Raw genomic sequence first — 14,176 nt, 5'->3', positions numbered from 1 at the left:
GCTCCGTTAAGCCTGCGCCATTAACAAAATGAATGGTAACGACTGTGTACTTACGGAACAGATAAAATACATGATGGGTTTTAGCTGGTTGTGGCCGGGACTGACGCTGTGGTAGAACGCGCCGTTCTCCGTTGTTGCCCACCAGAACTGCTTTGCGAGCCACTGGAAGAAGGTGCCGTCAAATCAAACGAAGCCAAAAACTCAGCATTAGTTTTGCTATTACGCAGCTTTTTGAGGAAGCCTTCCACAAAATCATGGCTTTCCGTCATATTTTTACGAATGGCCCAGATGGTATCCAATTCTTCCTTATTCAACAACACTTCCTCACGGCGTGTGCCGGAACGACGAATATCAATCGCAGGAAAGATACGACGTTCTGCCAGCTTGCGGTCCAAATGCAGCTCCATGTTGCCTGTACCTTTAAACTCCTCATAGATGATATCGTCCATGCGTGATCCTGTATCAATCAGCGCTGTAGCAAGAATCGTCAAGCTACCGCCTTCCTCCACATTCCGAGCCGCACCAAAAAAGCGCTTTGGACGGTGAAATGCCGCCGGATCAATACCCCCGCTCAAAGTACGACCAGAAGGAGGGATAACGAGATTGTACGCACGAGCCAAACGTGTGATGCTATCCAGCAGGATGACAACATCCTTTTTATGTTCTACGAGACGCAGTGCACGCTCCAACACGAGTTCTGCCACTTTGATGTGATTTTCAGGAAGTTCGTCAAATGTAGAGGCCACAACTTCACCTTTAACAGAACGCTGCATGTCGGTCACTTCTTCGGGGCGTTCATCAATCAACAAGACAAAAAGCTCGATCTCGGGATTGTTGGTAGAAATGCTATTGGCAATTTCTTTGAGGAGAAGCGTCTTCCCAGCTTTGGGAGGTGCTACAATGAGTCCGCGCTGTCCAAGTCCGACAGGGGCCAGTACATCCATAATTCTCGTAGACAAATGGTTGGGGGAAGTTTCAAGGACTAATTTGGTTTGCGGATACAGTGGAGTCAGTGCAGGAAAATGTAGCCGCTCAGCAGCTTGCTCAGGACTTCTTCCATTGACGGCGTTAACTTGAAGCAATCCAAAATATCGTTCATTCTCTTTTGGCGTTCGGCATTTACCGGAAACAAGATCGCCTGTCCTCAAGTCAAACTTGCGGATTTGTGAAGCAGAGATGTAAATATCTTCGGTACTCGGGAGATAATTGATCGGCCTCAGAAAGCCGTAACCTTCGGGAAGGATTTCCAGAACCCCCTGCATAAACATCAATCCGCTCTTCTCAGCTTGTGCGCGCAGGATGGCGAAAATTAATTCTTTCTTTTTGAGCGTTCCGTAGTACGGGATCTGGTATTGCTTGGCCAGCTTGTACAGGTCGGTCAGCTTCATTTCTTCCAGATCGGAAATTTGCAGATCCATATAATAACCACCTATTCAATTATTAAGTCCATTCATACATCTAAATGATAGACAATGATATCATAAACACCATTAACATAATTTTAACCAAAACAAATAAAGTTATGCAGCCATCTGCCTGGATTATACCGAATTATTCCGGTTTTCCGATAAAAGATTGTTAGGTATGAACCACAATCTTTTATCAAGCAGCGGCTGCATAGATGTTGCCCGTTCTATTGCTTTCGTCCGGGAGTTCGAAAAAACTGCATGGTTTAATTATTCAGTTTGCCGCCATACATCCGCGCCCAAAAGACGCAGGTTGGAGACAAGGTGATCATAACCACGGTCAATGTACTCGACACCCGTCACCTCGGTTACGCCTTCGCTTACTGTAAGTCCAGCAATGACAAGGGCCGCTCCGGCGCGCAGATCTGCTGCTTTTACTTTAGCTGCATTCAGTTGACCACCCTCTATAATGGCGGACCGACCCTCTACGCGAATTTTAGCCCCCATTCGCACCAGCTCAGGGACGTGCTTAAAACGATTGCTGTACACAAAATCGCTCAATACACTGACACCCTGTGCTTGGGTAAGCAAGCTGGTCATGGGAGATTGTAAATCTGTGGCGAATCCGGGGTATATCAAGGCTTTAACGTCGACATGTTCATAGGAAGGTGCACCCAGTACGCGAATACTTTCATCATATTCCTCGATGCCGATGCCCATTTCCTGCATTTTTGCAGTGAGAGCCTCCATATGTTTGGGGATTACGTTGTCAATCAATACATTTCCACGGGTTGCCGCAGCGGCAATCATATATGTGCCCGCTTGTATACGGTCAGGTATGATCGAATGACGGCAACCATGCAGCTCCGACACACCTTCAATTCGAATCGTTTCCGTACCGGCGCCTTTAATAATGGCCCCCATGGAGTTTAAAAGGGTTGCTACATCTATAATCTCAGGCTCTTTAGCCGCATTTTCAATAATTGTGGCGCCTTTGGCACGTGCTGCCGCCAGCATAATATTAATGGTAGCGCCTACGCTGCTAACATCCAAATAAATTTTGGTTCCGCGCAGTTCTTTGGCGTGCAAATGAATAGCACCGTGCTCGTTCGTAACCGTGGCACCCAGCGCTTCAAAACCTTTAATATGCTGATCAATGGGCCGGGGTTCGAAATTGCACCCTCCTGGCAAACCGATGATCGCTTCCTTGAATCTGCCCAGCATGGCTCCCATCATATAATAAGAGGCTCGTAATTTCTTAACAGGCCCATTCGGCATAGGAATGGATTTAATAGAGGAAGGATCTATTTTCATCTGGCTACCTTCCCAGGTAACCGTTGCACCAAGTTCCTCCAGTATTTCGGAATACACCGCCACATCACTCAACAGTGGCAAATTGTCCAAAATGACTTCCGACTCTGCCAGAATGGCTGCGGGAATCAAGGCGATGGCACTGTTTTTGGCACCGCTGATGGAAACTGTACCTTGAAGCGGCCGTCCACCGGTGATCATCAATTTTTCCATAAGCTTGAGGGTCCCCCTACGTGTTTTGCAGTCGGTCAAACAATAATCTCAAACAATAATCTCAAATCATGAACTTTTAACTTTTTTAGTGGTGAAAATGGAAAGACACCGGCTAAGCGGTGTGCTTTCCATACCAAACTATTCAACTGTACAGATTTAAATATTTTGTGCAGCAGAACTACAGCTACAACTAAGAAATACATCTAGCCTGTGCAGACGCACGACCAGTTTAATTCATTATTACGCTTTGTTGTTGGAACCGAACTCACGAATTTTACCGATAACGGTTTGTTTAATCGCTTCACGACCTGGAGCGATGAATGTACGTGGGTCATAAGCATCCGGTTTCTCAGCAAGCACTTCACGAACCACTTTCGCAAATACGATTTGGTTCTCAGTGTTTACATTGATTTTGGAAGTTCCCAGGGAGATTGCTTTTTTAATGTCATGTGTTGGGATACCAGTACCACCGTGCAGAACGAGTGGAAGTTTGATTGCATTGCAGATCTCTTCCATTTCTTTGAATCCGAGGTTTGGCTCACCTTTGTAAGGTCCGTGTACGGAACCCAGTGCAGGTGCCAGTGTATCGATACCTGTTTCGTTAACGATACGCAGACAGTCGTCCAACTTAGCGTACATTACGTCGCCGACAACATCATCCTCTTGACCGCCAACCATTCCAACTTCAGCTTCAACGGAAACGCCTTTGGAATGAGCATATTCTACCACTTTTTTGGTTGTAGCAATGTTTGTGTCGATCGGGCTGTGGGAATCGTCAATCATAACGGATGTGAAACCAGCGTCGATAGCTTCTTTACATTTTTCAAAGCTGGAACCGTGGTCCAAATGGATCGCAACTGGAACGGTGATTTTCATGTCATGAATAAGACCTTCTACCATTTTAACAACAGTGTAGAATCCGCCCATGTGACGTGCTGCGCCTTCAGAAACACCCAAGATTACTGGGGATTTTTCTTCTTCAGCAGCGCCCAAAATAGCTTGAGTCCACTCCAGGTTATTAATGTTGTATTGACCTACTGCATATTTTCCTTCGAGTGCTTTGTTCAACATGTCTTTCATAGATACCAATGGCATGGTTACAGTCCTCCTAAAGGTGTTTGGGTTTGTCTATATTTTAGCCGACATCACATACGGGCTTATTATACCACAACCCATGTTAAATACTAAACAAGCTTTTGCATATCAACACATACAAAAATCACGCCCAGGACGCCGTTTTTCCATAGAATTGTATAAGGAGAGGATTTACTTTCAGTATTTCCCATAATCACAAACAAAAAACCCTGTTGTGTTAACAGAGTTCTCAACCATAGTGACTCACCTAATCACCTCTGAGTTGTTTGTTCACAGCGATCCGCATTTCGTCAATATCAAAGGGCTTGGTAAAATGCATTAGCGCACCTAGCTCCGTCGCCTCTTTAATCATGTCCAGTTCTCCATATGCTGTCATCATAATAACCTTGATATCAGGATTCATGGTTTTTAGATGCTTCAGAATTTCGAGTCCGTCCATACCTGGAATTTTCATATCGAGCAGAACCAGATCAGGTGGTTCCTTCTCAACAATTTCAAGTGCAATTTTTCCGTTCGCCGCCTGAAAGGTCTCATAACCCTCACTTCCGAACACTTCCATCAATAAAATCCGTATTCCATTCTGGTCATCGACGATTAATACTTTCTTCTTTTCCAATGTTTTAACCTCCTAAGATCTTAAAACGAGGATCATGCAGCTATTGCCATAACAGCGTCCGATGACGTACAATATCCGTCCCATACTTAAAACTATATTCGCTCCTGCAAAAAGAAAATCCTGCTCTTATACATAATTGTGGAATATTCTTTCATAATCAGGAAGCATGGGATAAAAAAAGACCTCCCTGAGGAGGTCTTACAAGCCCAAACATTAACCTTGAAGCTGCAATGCTGCCTTTACAAATTCACGGAACAAAGGCTGCGGACGATTCGGACGGGAAGTAAATTCTGGGTGGAACTGTACCGCCAGGAACCACGGATGCTCAGGGAGCTCCACAATTTCCACCAAGCGTCCATCTGGTGAAGTACCGGAAATACGAAGACCTGCTTTTTCAATAACTTCACGATATTCGTTATTGAATTCGTACCGATGACGGTGTCTTTCGTACACCAGCTCGTCGTTGTAGCAAGCCGAAGCCAGGGAACCTTCCGCCAGTTTGCATGGATACAAACCAAGACGCATCGTACCGCCCAAATCTTCGATGTCTTTTTGGTCAGGAAGCAAGTCAATGACAGGATAATCCGTAGCTGGGTTAATTTCCGAGCTGTTAGCTCCTTCGAGACCAGCCAGGGAACGGGCAACCTCAATGACAGATACCTGCATACCCAGACAAATGCCGAAGAACGGAATTTTTTGCTCCCGTGCATAACGAATGGTACTGATTTTGCCTTCAATTCCGCGATCGCCGAAGCCACCCGGTACGAGAATGCCGCCAATGCCGCCCAGCATGTCAGCTACGTTCTCGTCCGTCACTTCTTCAGCGTTCACCCAACGGATTTTTACGTCTGCATTCGCATCAAATCCAGCGTGGGAAAGTGATTCAACCACACTTAAATACGCATCATGTAATGCAACATATTTACCAACAATAGCAATCTCAACCGTTTTATCCAGCTTGCTGATTCGATCAACTAACCCTTCCCATTCGGTCATATCTGGTGCAGGTGTTGTCAGCTTGAGGTGGTTAACTACGATTTCATCCAAGCCTTCTTCACGCAGGTTCAACGGAACCTCGTAGAGGGTTGAAGCATCGCGGCATTCTACCACTGCATTCGCATCAATATCGCAGAATAATGCAATTTTTGCCTTCATATCGGAGGACAGTTCATGCTCTGTACGGCAAACAATGACATTCGGTTGGATACCGATACTGCGCAATTCTTTTACACTGTGCTGAGTTGGTTTGGTTTTAACCTCACCAGCAGCTTTAATATAAGGAATGAGCGTTACGTGAATGTACATTACATTCTCGCGCCCAACTTCGCTTTTGAGCTGACGAATAGCTTCCAAAAATGGCAAGCTTTCAATATCGCCCACAGTACCGCCGATTTCTGTAATAATTACGTCCGAACCTGCTTCACGGCCTGCACGGTACACGCGCTCCTTGATTTCGTTCGTAATATGAGGGATAACCTGCACCGTACCGCCCAAATATTCTCCGCGACGTTCTTTGCTGATTACGCTGGAATATACCTTGCCTGTTGTGACATTGCTGTTCTTGGACAGATTAATATCAATAAAGCGCTCATAGTGTCCCAAGTCAAGGTCCGTTTCCGCACCATCATCCGTTACAAACACTTCACCGTGCTGGTAAGGACTCATCGTACCCGGATCGACATTCAGGTAAGGATCAAATTTTTGAATCGTTACCTTCAGTCCCCTGTTCTTCAAAAGCCTCCCCAGTGAAGCTGCCGTAATCCCTTTGCCCAAGGAAGACACAACCCCGCCTGTCACAAAAATATACTTTGTCACTGTTCAAAACCCTCCTAGATAAGATGCAAAATTCAGGCGACATTATGATGTTATCGTAACCCGTTTGCACGGATTATCATCCATGAAGAAGGCAGCGGAATCATTTTCCATGTCCGCCGCCCTTAGCCCTCTTTCATGAGTGAAAACACCCCTATAAAAAACAAAAAAGCACTCCCGTAGTACGGGGCACTTTTATACAAAAAGCAAACATATAAGTGAATCAATCATAAGCCCAAGCAATAGTTTACCCCGTGTCCAATCCGCTGTCAAGGAAGTTATCTGTGTTAATTTGTCCATTGAACCAGATTGGAGAGAATCTACCTGAAAGCTTTAAATCAGAAGAGGTTTTCAAGAAAACGGTCATGAAAAAGGGGAGAACGCATCTCCCCTTACAGCCTGTTCCTAACGAAGCGAATCGTCGTCTTCCGTCGACTCATCGTCATTTTCATCTTCTGAATCTTCCTCATCACTGAGGTCTTCATCGTCTATAACCACGTCTTCATCACTATCATCATCATCTTCTTCTCCGTCGAACAGCTCATCTTCGCCATCCTCGTCTTCGCTATCTGCATCGAAGTCGTCATCAGAGTTGTATGTTTCTTCTTCCTCATGATAGTCATCTTCATCGTCATCGTCTTCGTCGTTAATAATGCGAGGACGCTTGGCGCCTGTCAGGGCATCTTCGGATTTATCTACCGGATACCAACGTTTCAAGCCCCACAGATTCGTACCGACACAGGCAAAACGCCCGTCAATGTTGATTTCAGTATATAGCTGAGCAATAACGTCATTAATTTCTTCGTCGGAAAAGCCACGCAATTTGGCGACTTCCTTCATCAGGTCACGGTAATAATACGGAGTATTGGCTGCTTTCAATACCATAAATGCCAAGTCCACCATTGGAGTCTCGTGGACTTTCTCCGGGTCAATCTTCAAGTTGAGTGGGGTACTCACCTAGGGACACTTCCTCTCACACGTAATTCACAAGAACATGTTTCAGAGCATACACGATACATGCAATACTAACATATCCATTATCAAAACTAAGTAAAACCTATTTGGAAGCAAATTGCAAGTTAAAGATGGGTATCGTCATAATTTCCAGTAATATCCCTCTAAACAAGACGGCACACATAAAAAGACGGGGTCCCCCCCGTCTTCGACTGTACCCGCTCCGGGAGAACCCCCCAAAGTTGTTGCACAAGAGCTTATGCCCTCCATGTATCGTATGTGTCCACGGCCACTTTGACACGACAAGCAGGCCTATTTCCATAAAAAAGGGGCAGGTTTCCCATGCCGCAGCTGACGCTTGCTCATACAATACCTCAGCATGGCTCATCGGAGGGGGACCGTCTCAAATGGACTATCCGGATTTTTTGCAGCGTTTGCATGAGGGTATTTCGGAGCCGTCCGGCAGTGGACGGAACAAACAGATCATCACGTTCGATAAGCCTCACCAATACCGGGAATGCCTGTCCTATCTCAGGAAGCTGAAACCCGAGCTTGCGGGATTACGGCAAGTACAACCGGCCCGACTAATCCGCGCTTTAATCGCTCCGCTTTCAGGGGGAGACAGGCTAGGCAAATATCACAACGGTGTTACCGTTGAAGAAGATACCCGCATGAAGGTCCACGCTGAAACTGCTCATATACCAAAAGCAGAAAAGAACCTTTCCATGCCATGGGGAGTCAAACAGGTACGTGCATACAAGGCTTGGCCTTCCTCGACAGGGAATCGGGTCAGAATCGGTGTGATTGACACAGGAGCGGATTTTCAACATCCTGATCTTCGTCATTCTCTCGCCAGAGGTATTAATTTGCTTAACCGAACCATGCTACCCTATGACGATAACGGCCATGGTACTCATATTGCTGGAACTATCGCGGCGTCCAACTATGACGAAGGTATGGTCGGCGTAGCACCACGGGCTTTAATTCATCCCGTAAAAGCATTTGATCATAATGGAGCTGCCTACGTCTCCGATATCATTCTTGGTATCGACTGGTGTGTATTAAATCGTGTCGATATCATCAATATGAGCTTTGGTATGAAGTCGCGCAGCAAGGCACTACTTGATATGGTGAATAAAGCATATCATAACGGCATCGTGATTGTAGCGTCCTCGGGAAATGAGGGCAAGCGCCGAAGTATTGACTATCCAGCCCGCTATTCCCAGACGATTTCAGTGGGGGCTACTGACAAATACAGACGCATCGCACCTTTCAGCAACCGAGGGCAATTTGTAGATGTATACGCACCGGGCGAAAAGATCACCTCCTCCTGGATCCATGGCAAGCATCACGAAATGAGCGGTACCTCTATGGCTACTTCCCATGTGACCGGAAGCATCGCACTTCTCCTTTCACTGAGACCGGAACTGGAGCCTGGAGAAATCAAAGCGCTGCTTAAGCGTACCGCCACACCGCTACGCCTGCGTAAAAGCGCTGGACGCAGCTCTATCTCCACCAAACTTGGCGAAGTCGATGCCTTCCGATTGATGCAGGAGGGCACGAAGTAAATGATGATGTGATGCTAAACCTCTAGTGTAGCGCCCGGCTCCAAAGAATGAACTTTTCTGGCAGGACTTTCACACCCACGATTTCCTGCTCTTATCAACTCATCTCGTACCAGGTCAGTCTGCAGCTTTGGCGCATGAACGAGTACAACCTGTTTGCTAGGCAGCTCCTTCAGCATTTGCCGCACATCTGATAATCCCTGATGCACCTTGTAAATCAAATGCCGAGCTACACAGCTGTCATTTTGATCTGCACGTTCCAACAGATGTTTGCCAAAAGAACCATGTGGAGCATGCCCGGTCAATATAACACTGTTGCTAATGCTTTCTCCGCTATCTTCACCCTCCCCCATGTTGCGGTTATCCGATAGAAACTGATAGTACCAGCGCGCCTGTGGGGAATCCATCATGCCGTCTCTTGTTATGATAATAGCCGTTGGGTTCTGTTCCAGCAGACTCACTCGTTCAGAAGCATCACGAGGCACGAAGACCCTGTCACTGTTTAGCACATGTTTTATTCGCGCTGGAGCTTCTGGACGCAGCCATTCTTTCCAGCGGTTTAACTGTTTCAATCCCTGCCATATATCGTGCTCTACAATCATTGCCTGTGCAGGGAATTGCTCGCTAGCCCATACGATCAAGTCCTGCCCTCTGCCAAAGACAGGCACCGGCAACAACACATGACCACCAGACAATAATATCCGCTCCATCTCGACCCTCAGCCGCTCCAGCTTAACAGGCTGCGGGTCTATATCCATGCCATAGGCATTGTCCATAATGGATATGTCCGCTAGATTGGGCTCTGACTTCCATTCAGGCAGGTCATGCAACCCCTCCCCAACACCCAAGTCTGGCGCATCGGCAGCAAGAAGCTCAGATTCGCGGCTGTAATCTCCAGAAAAAAACAACCGCTTCCCTTCCATTTCTACCGCATACCACACTGCACCAGCCAAATGTCCACTGCGTCCCCACATGATTCTCACACCCGGACAAGCCTCAAGCCATTCTCCTGCTGGCGCTTCATCTTCTAGATAGCGATAAGCAATGGATTGGATATCCTGTACGTCGTATGGCAATTCGGCTCCTCTCGATTCAACATAAGTATGCCAGGAGCGAAAATAGGAGCCTAGCTGCTCAGCGGTGGCCTTGGTCGTCCAGACCTCCCCCTGGTATCCATACTTGTACAGTAAGGGGAGCGCCATGGAATGATCCTCATGTGCATGAGACAGCAATACAGTGGTCAGTCCCTCCGCCTTTTGCGGCGGAAAAATCGGATATTGTCCGGTTCCTTCCTTCTTCACGCCACAATCCAGCATGACGCGATGCTGCGTTCCTTCAAAAACATAGCAGGAGCGGCCATGTTCGCCCGCTCCTCCCCAAATCCTAAGCTTGGTCATGATCATTTCCACTTTCTTTGCGAGTTTAAGCTTTCCATTAAGATCAGCAGCAGTGTGGTCATTCCGACCGATATGACGGCCATCGCCATCCCAAGTGACACCTGTCCCTGCTCAAATTGTGCAAATATGTAGGTTGCAGACGTCTGAACGGATGGCGGCAAAATCAGCAACGATCCTACCAGCTCGCGTGAAGCAATGGTAAATGTCATCATCCAACCAGCGAGCATTCCCGGTACAATCAGCGGCAGCACAATCCGGCGGAATATGTAAGACGGTCGCCCGCCAAATACCTGTCCCGCCTGAAAAAGACCAGTGTCCACCTGCGTAAAGGCGCTTTTGACATACTGCACCGTATAAGGAACAAACAAGATAACATACGTCAGAATGACCATGCCGTATGTGTTATACAAAGGGATCGGCATCCATGGTGAGTTCCACCACAAAATCAGGCCGACCACCATAACAATTCCCGGCACCGTATTCGGAAGCAAGCTAAATGCATCAACCGTCCGTTGGATTCTTGTGCGTGAGCCGCCAATGACAAGCGCAAACCAAGTGCCCAGCACCACAGCAAGCGTCGAAGCGCCCAAAGAGAGAAATACGCTGTTCAGGAGCGCCTCCATGCTCTCTGATCCCCAAGACAGCAGTTCCTTGTAAGAGTCGAGCGTCAAATTATCCCAGGCGAGCCCAATTCCCCTCAGCTTCATCGTCGAGGCTGAAAGAATTGAAAAATAAGGAATGCCAATGGACGCAATGAGCAACAATAGAATGTATGCAACACTCAGCCCCGTAGTCCAGCCGGATATACGAAGACGGGACGGACGCGAACCTTTACCACCTACCAGCCTGTACGTAAACTTTCGGTTGATCACCGATTGCGCATACCACATGAGCAGGCAGGCGGTTAACAGCACCGAGGCCATTGACGTCGCTTTGCCAAAATCTATGGGCCAGCTGGAAATATATTTGTGAATTTCCGAAGTCATGACCTCATACCCGATACGTCGCCCAAAGGTAGCAGGGGTGCCAAACTCGGCAATCGTTTTAACGAAAATGAGCAACGCGCCCATTCCGTAAGCTGAAAGCAGCAGCGGTAAAATGATTCGACGGAATCTGTACAGAAAGCCGCCGCCCATTACGGCACCCGCCTCTTCCAGGCTCCCGCCAATCCTCACCAGCGCCCCGCGCAGCAGCAGGTACAGGAATGGAAACAGATGCAGGCTCATGATCATCACCATGCCACCAAGGCTGAAGAAGGACGGCGTTAAGAAATGCAGGTCCGGGAACAACTGCTCCAGATATCCGTTTTTTTGCATGAACAGAATCCAGCCCATGGAACCGATATAGGGCGGGGTCATAAACGGAATCAGCAACACGACATCCAACCAGCGCCAGTGTGCAAGACGAGTGTTGGACATGATCCATGCTAGCGGAAGCGCAAGTACCGTCGTTCCTGCAATCACACAGATGCCTAGCCAAATCGAGCTGAATAGCACTCCCGCAAATGGTGAAGCAGCTAACGTTCGAAAAGGCGCATCCCATTGAAATTTTTCATCAACATACACACTTTGGATAAAGATTTGCAGCAACGGCATCACAATCAGGAAAAGAAGCGCGATCAGAGCCAGCGTCAGACACCACGCTCTGATGTGTTTAACGGATAAGCCTCCCATCGGCTTACTTGAACATTTGCGTGAACTTCTCCGTCACGTCTGATCCGTGCTCACCCATCCACTCCCAATTGGTTTTCAACAATGGAATCTCGTCCAGGTTGGCACGCTTGTCGGCTTTGATATCCGTGCGGCCCGGGAGTAAAGAGGCATCAGCTACTAGTTTCTGTGCCTCATCCGACAACAGATAGTCAATGAATGCCTTCGCATTCTGCTCATGCTGCGTTGACTTGAGAATTGCGGCAGGACGTGGGCTGATGACTGTTCCCTCTGTCGGATAGACGATGTCAATCGGCTCGCCTTTGGCTTTTGCCTTGTAGGTCATGTAATCAACCGCAGCGACGACTATACCTTTAGCTCCGGTAATCACGGGGTCCAGCGCTTCCTGATTGGCACCAGCCATAGCAACGCCGTTAGCCTTGTACTGCTCGAACAACGTCCAGCCTCCATCGCCCTTAGCGCTCAGATAGCCTGTCATAAAATCCAACGCTGAGCCGGACAGGGATGGATCGGGAATATTAACCTGATCCTTGTACTCAGGCTTCGCCAAATCAGCCCATGAAGTTGGTGGTGTTTTCACCAGCTTCGTGTTATACGCAATGCCCAGAGCAGAAGCACTGGTACTGAAGTAGTTGCCCTCCTTATCGGACCAGTCTGGGTTTAGCTTGTCTGCGTTCTTGGCATCCAGGTAAGGCAGCGTAAGTCCTTCCTTTTTCAAGCCTTGTACAGACGGAAGCGATGCCAGCACAACCACGTCCGCTACTGGATTCGTCTTCTCGGCTTCCATGCGGGCCAAAATTTTTCCTGTCGTTCCCTGGAACAACTCTACCTTAACTCCGCTCTGCGCCTCATACCCTGCTACCAGCTTTTTCGCCAGTCCATCCGGGCCTGCGCTGTAGACCACCAGCTTCTGATCGGTGGATGCCGCCTCAGCTTGTCCTGCTGATCCATTAGCTGGCGCCCCATCCTTAGATGGCGTTGCTGTTCCGCAACCCGCCACAGCGAGTCCAAAAGTCAATGTTAATGCGAGCATCGTCCCTTTTCTCCATCCTGTACGAAAAACATGCCTATTCATCATCTTATATTTACCCCTTTTCCCTATGCTTCAAGTTGGTGGATGTGTTGCGGTGATACCCAAATGTGCATTTGTTGACCTATGGGCAAGCGGATGGAGTGATATGCAGTCCATTGCTCGCCGTTCTCGGCTAGTATACGAATTTCATAACGATCGCCGACATAGCTGACATGCAGGATCTCTACTGTAAAAGCATGCTGATCCGCTTGCTCCTGTTCCCAACGGACATGTTCAGGACGAAATAGTGTTCGTTCCGACTCCAGCCAGTTGGATTTGCCAATAAACCTCGCTACCTCTGGATGAGCTGGGCAACCGTAGATCACCTCTGGTGTTCCGGTCTGCAAAATATGTCCACTTTTCATAACAACTACTTCATCAGACATGGACATGGCCTCGATCTGATCATGGGTGACATATAGGGCGGTCAGCCCCAGATCGCGCACAAGCGATAGCATCTCAATGCGCATCTCCTCCCGTAGCACCGCATCCAGCGCACTGAGCGGCTCGTCGAACAAAACAAGTCGAGGCCGGATAGCAACCGCTCTTGCAAAGGCAACCCGCTGCTGCTGACCACCGGACAGCTGATGAGGATACCGATCCTCCATCCCTGACAATCTGACCATGTCGAGCGCCTCCAGCACCACTGTCCGCAGTTCCTTGTCTCGTACGCTGGCGAACCCTTTCCCCCGCTTGCCCGCACGCAGGCCGAAGGCCACATTTTCAAACACCGTCATATGCGGCCACAACGCGAAATCCTGAAAGACCATGCCAAAGTGGCGGAGATGGGCGGGAATATCCTTTTTGCGTTCTGCCGAAAAAAGAATTTCCTCTCCCATCATGATTGTGCCGGTATCCGGTATCTCCAGACCAGCAATCAAGCGCAAGAGCGTTGTTTTCCCACAGCCGGACGGTCCGAGCAGTGTTGTGAATTTGCCCCGTCGTACTACCAGATTCGTCTCATGCAGCGCTGTTATTTGGCTGAAGGTTTTACTTAATCCGTGAATATATAGATCCTGATTCATCGCATTACCTGCCTGTTCTTCTGACTGACCCCAGTGTAAG

At 48.1% G+C, this 14,176-nt stretch carries 11 protein-coding genes; 1 reads left to right on the top strand and 10 read right to left on the bottom strand.

What is annotated here, in order from left to right; translation table 11 throughout:
• Positions 1-80: 80 nt before the first annotated feature.
• The 6 genes from rho to rpoE all read right to left on the bottom strand — a co-directional run bounded on the left by rho (position 81) and on the right by rpoE (position 7,410).
• Positions 81-1,418 carry a transcription termination factor Rho gene (rho, locus tag MKY24_RS00725; RefSeq protein WP_339201237.1) on the bottom strand — a complete coding sequence of 446 codons (1,338 nt, stop codon included), beginning with the start codon at positions 1,416-1,418 and terminating at the stop codon, positions 81-83.
• 258 nt (positions 1,419-1,676) lie between these two features.
• Complete coding sequence (locus MKY24_RS00720) at positions 1,677-2,930, bottom strand: UDP-N-acetylglucosamine 1-carboxyvinyltransferase (RefSeq protein WP_013308220.1); 1,254 nt, start codon at positions 2,928-2,930, stop codon at positions 1,677-1,679.
• A gap of 240 nt (positions 2,931-3,170) precedes the next feature.
• Entirely contained in the window at positions 3,171-4,025 is an 855-nt protein-coding gene (gene fba / locus MKY24_RS00715; protein WP_013308219.1) for a class II fructose-1,6-bisphosphate aldolase, read from the bottom strand.
• 247 nt (positions 4,026-4,272) lie between these two features.
• On the bottom strand, positions 4,273-4,641 hold the full coding sequence (locus MKY24_RS00710) for a response regulator (RefSeq protein WP_013308218.1): 369 nt from the start codon (positions 4,639-4,641) through the stop codon (positions 4,273-4,275).
• 213 nt (positions 4,642-4,854) lie between these two features.
• Positions 4,855-6,456, bottom strand: coding sequence for a CTP synthase (locus MKY24_RS00705; protein WP_028542570.1), 1,602 nt, complete (start codon positions 6,454-6,456; stop codon positions 4,855-4,857).
• A gap of 402 nt (positions 6,457-6,858) precedes the next feature.
• The gene (gene rpoE / locus MKY24_RS00700) at positions 6,859-7,410 is read right to left on the bottom strand and encodes a DNA-directed RNA polymerase subunit delta (protein WP_013308216.1); all 552 of its coding nucleotides are present in this window, start codon (positions 7,408-7,410) and stop codon (positions 6,859-6,861) included.
• Between the two features lie 404 nt (positions 7,411-7,814).
• Here rpoE and MKY24_RS00695 point away from each other — a divergent pair, with 404 nt between their 5' ends.
• Positions 7,815-8,975, top strand: coding sequence for a S8 family peptidase (locus tag MKY24_RS00695; protein WP_053324366.1), 1,161 nt, complete (start codon positions 7,815-7,817; stop codon positions 8,973-8,975).
• A gap of 14 nt (positions 8,976-8,989) precedes the next feature.
• Here the strand turns inward: MKY24_RS00695 and MKY24_RS00690 are convergent, their stop codons facing one another.
• Genes MKY24_RS00690 through MKY24_RS00675 form a run of 4 tightly spaced genes read right to left on the bottom strand, consistent with a single transcriptional unit; the run spans position 8,990 to position 14,136 of the window.
• Complete coding sequence (locus MKY24_RS00690; protein ID WP_076265416.1) at positions 8,990-10,375, bottom strand: MBL fold metallo-hydrolase; 1,386 nt, start codon at positions 10,373-10,375, stop codon at positions 8,990-8,992.
• Entirely contained in the window at positions 10,372-12,042 is a 1,671-nt protein-coding gene (locus MKY24_RS00685) for an iron ABC transporter permease (protein ID WP_028542573.1), read from the bottom strand. The genes MKY24_RS00690 and MKY24_RS00685 overlap by 4 nt, the downstream gene beginning before the upstream one ends.
• A gap of 4 nt (positions 12,043-12,046) precedes the next feature.
• The gene (locus MKY24_RS00680) at positions 12,047-13,117 is read right to left on the bottom strand and encodes an ABC transporter substrate-binding protein (protein WP_076161146.1); all 1,071 of its coding nucleotides are present in this window, start codon (positions 13,115-13,117) and stop codon (positions 12,047-12,049) included.
• Between the two features lie 20 nt (positions 13,118-13,137).
• A complete protein-coding gene (locus MKY24_RS00675) occupies positions 13,138-14,136 on the bottom strand; it encodes an ABC transporter ATP-binding protein (protein WP_316243137.1) in 999 nt (332 codons plus the stop codon).
• Between the last annotated feature and the right edge of the window lie 40 nt (positions 14,137-14,176).

The organism is Paenibacillus sp. FSL P2-0322 (assembly GCF_037975315.1).
Taxonomy (GTDB): domain Bacteria; phylum Bacillota; class Bacilli; order Paenibacillales; family Paenibacillaceae; genus Paenibacillus; species Paenibacillus polymyxa_B.
Note: the sequence above shows the minus strand (reverse complement) of the source record. Positions and strands in the feature narration are given on the sequence as shown.

Bases quoted from the DNA above. Each gene is read 5' to 3' on its own strand.
- MKY24_RS00690 (WP_076265416.1), bottom strand. From the start codon at position 10,375: ATGATCATGACCAAGCTTAGGATTTGGGGAGGAGCGGGCGAACATGGC.
- MKY24_RS00675 (WP_316243137.1), bottom strand. From the start codon at position 14,136: ATGAATCAGGATCTATATATTCACGGATTAAGTAAAACCTTCAGCCAA.
- rho (WP_339201237.1), bottom strand. From the start codon at position 1,418: ATGGATCTGCAAATTTCCGATCTGGAAGAAATGAAGCTGACCGACCTG.
- MKY24_RS00720 (WP_013308220.1), bottom strand. From the start codon at position 2,930: ATGGAAAAATTGATGATCACCGGTGGACGGCCGCTTCAAGGTACAGTT.
- MKY24_RS00685 (WP_028542573.1), bottom strand. From the start codon at position 12,042: ATGGGAGGCTTATCCGTTAAACACATCAGAGCGTGGTGTCTGACGCTG.
- fba (WP_013308219.1), bottom strand. From the start codon at position 4,025: ATGCCATTGGTATCTATGAAAGACATGTTGAACAAAGCACTCGAAGGA.
- MKY24_RS00680 (WP_076161146.1), bottom strand. From the start codon at position 13,117: ATGATGAATAGGCATGTTTTTCGTACAGGATGGAGAAAAGGGACGATG.
- MKY24_RS00695 (WP_053324366.1), top strand. From the start codon at position 7,815: ATGGACTATCCGGATTTTTTGCAGCGTTTGCATGAGGGTATTTCGGAG.